Here is a 4,099-nt window from a genome sequence, read left to right as displayed (position 1 = left end):
CCAAGGGCGCGCGCCTGTCCACGCAGATCAGCATCGCCGGGCGGCTGCTGGTGTTCCTGCCGCAGGACGACCACGTGGGCGTCTCGCAGAAGATCCCCTCCGAGCAGCGCGACGCGCTGCGGCGGCGCCTGAACAAGCTGGTGGGCGAGGCGGGCGGCGGCTTCATCCTGCGCACCAACGGCGAGGACGCGAGCGACGCCGAGCTGGCCGAGGACATCGCCTACCTGCGCAAGACCTGGGCGCGCATCCGCGAATCGGCCACCCGGCTGCCGCCGCCCGCCCTGCTGCACCAGGACCTGAACCTGCTGCAGCGCGTGCTGCGCGACCTGGTGACCGACCAGACGCAGACGATCCGCATCGATTCGCGCGAGCAGTTCGCGCTGCTGCAGGCCTTCGGGCAGGAATTCATGCCGGCCGCGGCCACGCGTTTGCAGCTGTACAAGGGCGAGCGGCCGATCTTCGATCTCTATTCGGTGGACGAGGAGATCGCCAAGGCCCTGGGCCGGCGGGTGGAGCTCAAGTCGGGTGGCTACCTGATCGTGGACCAGACCGAGGCGCTCACCACCATCGACGTCAACACGGGCGGCTACGTCGGCTCGCGCAACTTCGACGAGACGATCTTCAAGACCAACCTGGAGGCCGCGCAGGCGATCGCGCGCCAGCTGCGCCTGCGCAACCTGGGCGGCATCATCATCGTCGACTTCATCGACATGCAGCGCGACGACCACCGCGAGGCCGTGCTGGCGGAGTTCCGCAAGCAGCTCGCGCGCGACCGCGTGAAGACGATGGCCGGGGGCTTCTCGCAGCTGGGGCTGGTGGAGATGACGCGCAAGCGCACGCGCGAGTCGCTGGCGCACATGCTGTGCGAACCCTGTCCGGTCTGCCAGGGCAAGGGCACGGTGCGCACGCCGCGCACGGTGGCCTACGACATCCTGCGCGAGATCCTGCGCGAGGCGCGCCAGTTCAATCCGCGCGAATACCGCGTGATCGCTGCGCCCAAGGTGATCGAGCTGTTCCTCGACGAGGAGAGCCAGCACCTGGCCGGCCTGTCGGACTTCATCGGCAAGCCGATCTCGCTGCAGAGCGAGTCGGCGATGGGACAGGAGCAGTACGACATCGTGCTCTTGTAGCCCCCGCGCGGCGCGGCCCCGCCGGTAGAATCCGCGGTTCCATGAAGATTACCGTCATCGGCTCCGGCTACGTGGGCCTCGTCACCGGCGCCTGCCTCGCCGACACCGGCAACCACGTGCTCTGCATCGATTACGACGCGGGCAAGATCGAACGCCTGAAGAACGGCGAGATTCCGATCCACGAACCCGGCCTCGACGCGGTGTGCGCACGGGGCCTGGCCGCCGGGCGGCTCCGCTTCTCGACCGACTACGCCGAAGCGGTGGCGCATGCGGCCGTCGTCTTCATTGCCGTGGGCACGCCGTCGGACGAGGACGGCTCGGCCGACCTGAGCCACGTGCTGGAGGCCGCGCGCGAACTGGGCCGCCGCATGAACCGCGACACGCTGGTGGTCGTGAAGTCCACCGTGCCGGTCGGCACCAGCGACAAGGTGCGCGCGGCCGCCGAGGAGGAACTGCGCAAGCGCGGGGTGCCGCACCGGGTGAGCGTCGCCTCCAACCCCGAATTCCTCAAGGAAGGCGTGGCGGTGGAGGACTTCATGCGGCCCGACCGCATCGTGGTCGGCGTCGACCCGGCCGACACCACCTCGCGCGAGACCCTGCGCGAGCTCTATGCGCCCTTCAACCGCAACCACGACCGCGTCCTGTTCATGGACGTGCGCTCGTCCGAGTTCACCAAGTACGCGTCGAACTGCATGCTGGCGGTGCGCATCTCGTTCATGAACGAGCTGGCCAACCTGGCCGACCGCGTGGGCGTGGACATCGAGCAGGTGCGCCGCGGCGTCGGGGCGGACCCGCGCATCGGCCCGCAGTTCCTCTACGCCGGCGCCGGCTTCGGCGGCTCCTGCTTCCCCAAGGACCTGCGGGCGCTGATCCACACCTCGGAAGAATCGGGCGAGCCGGCCGAGATGATGCGCGCGGCCCAGAACGTCAACACGCGGCAGCGCCGCCTGCTGGCCGACAAGGTGGTGCAGCACTTCGGCGGCCGCCTGCAGGGCCGCACCATCGCGCTGTGGGGCCTGGCCTTCAAGGCCAACACCGACGACGTGCGGGAGGCATCCAGCCTCGCCATCATCGACGTCCTGCTGCAGGCCGGCGCCCAGGTCCGTGCCTACGATCCCGAGGCCACCGCCAATGCTGAACGCGCCCTGCACGGGCGCGCCGGCGTGAGCTTCGTGCCCTCGGCGCCAGCGGCGCTGGAGGGCGCCGACGCGCTGGTGGTCGTCACCGAGTGGCTCGAATTCCGCAGTCCCGATTTCGAGGTGCTGGCGCGGGCGCTCAAGGCCAAGGTGCTGTTCGACGGCCGCAACCTGTACGACCCGGCGGCCGTGCGCAAGGCCGGCCTGGCCTACTACGGCATCGGGCGCAGCGGAGTCGGCGCATGATCCTGGTCACGGGGGCGGCGGGCTTCATCGGCGCTGCCGTGGCCGAGGAACTGCTGAACCGGGGCGAGAGCGTTCTCGGGATCGACAACCTCAACGCCTACTACGACCCGCAGATCAAGCGCGACCGGCTGGAGCGGGTGCGCCGCGCGCCGGGCGGGGAACGCTTCCGCTTCGAGACGCTGGACCTGAACGACGCCGAAGGCATGCGCCGGCTGTTCGTTGCCCACGGCTTCACGCACGTGGTGCACCTGGCGGCGCAGGCGGGCGTGCGCCATTCGTTCACCCATCCGCACGACTACGTCGACAGCAACCTGGCCGGTTTCCTGAACGTGCTGGAGGGGCTGCGCGCGCATCCGCCGGTGCACTGCGTCTACGCCTCCTCCAGCAGCGTGTACGGCGCCAACACGCATTTCCCGTTCTCCGAGGACGACCGGGTCGACGATCCGGTCAGCCTGTACGCGGCCAGCAAGCGCGCCAACGAGCTCATGGCGGCCGTCTACGCGCGGCAGTTCGGGCTGGCGCTGACCGGCCTGCGCTTCTTCACGGTGTACGGCCCCTGGGGCCGCCCGGACATGGCGCCGATGAAGTTCACGCGCGCGATCCTGGCCGGCGAGCCGATCGACGTCTACAACCACGGCGACATGGCGCGCGACTTCACGTACATCGACGACATCGTCGCCGGCGTGCTGGCGGCGCTGGCGCTGCCGCCGGCGGGGCCGGGCGTGCCGCACCGGGTCTTCAACATCGGCAACAACCAGCCGGTGCGCCTGATGCACTTCATCGACGTGCTGGAGCAGGCGATCGGCCGCCAGGCCGTGCGGCGGATGCTGCCCATGCAGCCCGGCGACGTGCAGACGACGGCGGCCGACGTGAGCAAGCTGCGCGCTGCCACCGGCTGGGCGCCGACCACGCCGATCGAAGTGGGGCTGCCGCGCCTGGTGCAGTGGTACCGCGACTACTTCCGGGCCGCGTGATGTCGCAGGGGAGCGGCGCCGTGCGGCTGGCGGCGCACGGGTCGGCCGAAGTGCGGCTGCAGCAGGCCATGGTGGCGCTGCTGCTGGTGTTCCTGTTCACCCTGCCGCTGCTGGAGGCGCCGAAGAACATCGTCGCCGGCCTGTTCCTGGCCGTGTGGGCGGTCCGTGCCGCGCTCACCCGCGACCTTGGCGGGCCGTGGACGGCGGTCGACACCGCCTTCGGCCTCATGCTGGCATCGGCCTTCGCTTCCGGCCTCGCGGGGTACGCCGGCGACCTGCGGGGCGTCACCCGCGTGGTCCTGTTCTCCTGGGTGGTGTCGCGCTCCGGGATCGGGCCGCGCAGCCTGCGGCCGTTGCGCGCCGCGGCCTGCCTGGGGTTGGCGCTGGCGATTCCTTTCGGGCTGGTTCCCTTCCTGGCGGAGAAGAAGGAATTCTTCGAGCTGCCGTCGGTGGGCCATGTGAACCAGTCGGCGCTCTATCTCGCGATCCTGGCCGCGGCGGCGCTGGGCTGGTGGCTGCAGGGCGGCGAGTCGGGCCCGCGCGGCCGCACGCGCTGGGCGCTCGGCGCCTGCGCCACGCTGTTCAGTGCGACGTTGCTGGTCAGCGCCAGCCG

Annotated in this window: 4 protein-coding genes; all 4 read left to right on the top strand. The window is 70.5% G+C overall.

The genetic code is table 11. The features are described 5' to 3' along the window. Window positions 1-1,130 (top strand): Rne/Rng family ribonuclease (locus VFM98_RS17245; protein WP_325111132.1); only part of this gene is annotated, 1,130 nt, incomplete at its 5' end. Between the two features lie 41 nt (window positions 1,131-1,171). Next, window positions 1,172-2,512, top strand: coding sequence for a UDP-glucose/GDP-mannose dehydrogenase family protein (locus VFM98_RS17240; RefSeq protein ID WP_325111131.1), 1,341 nt, complete (start codon window positions 1,172-1,174; stop codon window positions 2,510-2,512). Then, window positions 2,509-3,486 (top strand): NAD-dependent epimerase/dehydratase family protein, encoded by a 978-nt coding sequence (locus VFM98_RS17235; RefSeq protein ID WP_325111130.1) that lies wholly within the window; start codon window positions 2,509-2,511, stop codon window positions 3,484-3,486. Before VFM98_RS17240 ends, VFM98_RS17235 begins: the two co-directional genes overlap by 4 nt. Continuing rightward, on the top strand, window positions 3,486-4,099 hold a 614-nt coding region (locus VFM98_RS17230), incomplete at its 3' end, for a hypothetical protein (protein WP_325111129.1). The genes VFM98_RS17235 and VFM98_RS17230, both read left to right, overlap by 1 nt.

It is taken from the genome of Ramlibacter sp. (genome assembly GCF_035706265.1).
In the GTDB taxonomy this organism is placed as follows: Bacteria; Pseudomonadota; Gammaproteobacteria; order Burkholderiales; family Burkholderiaceae_C; genus Ramlibacter.
This window is presented reverse-complemented; position numbering and strand designations above follow the sequence as displayed.

Excerpts from the sequence above, each read along its gene's own strand:
- VFM98_RS17240 (WP_325111131.1), top strand. The coding sequence starts at position 1,172 with ATGAAGATTACCGTCATCGGCTCCGGCTACGTGGGCCTCGTCACCGGC.
- VFM98_RS17235 (WP_325111130.1), top strand. The coding sequence starts at position 2,509 with ATGATCCTGGTCACGGGGGCGGCGGGCTTCATCGGCGCTGCCGTGGCC.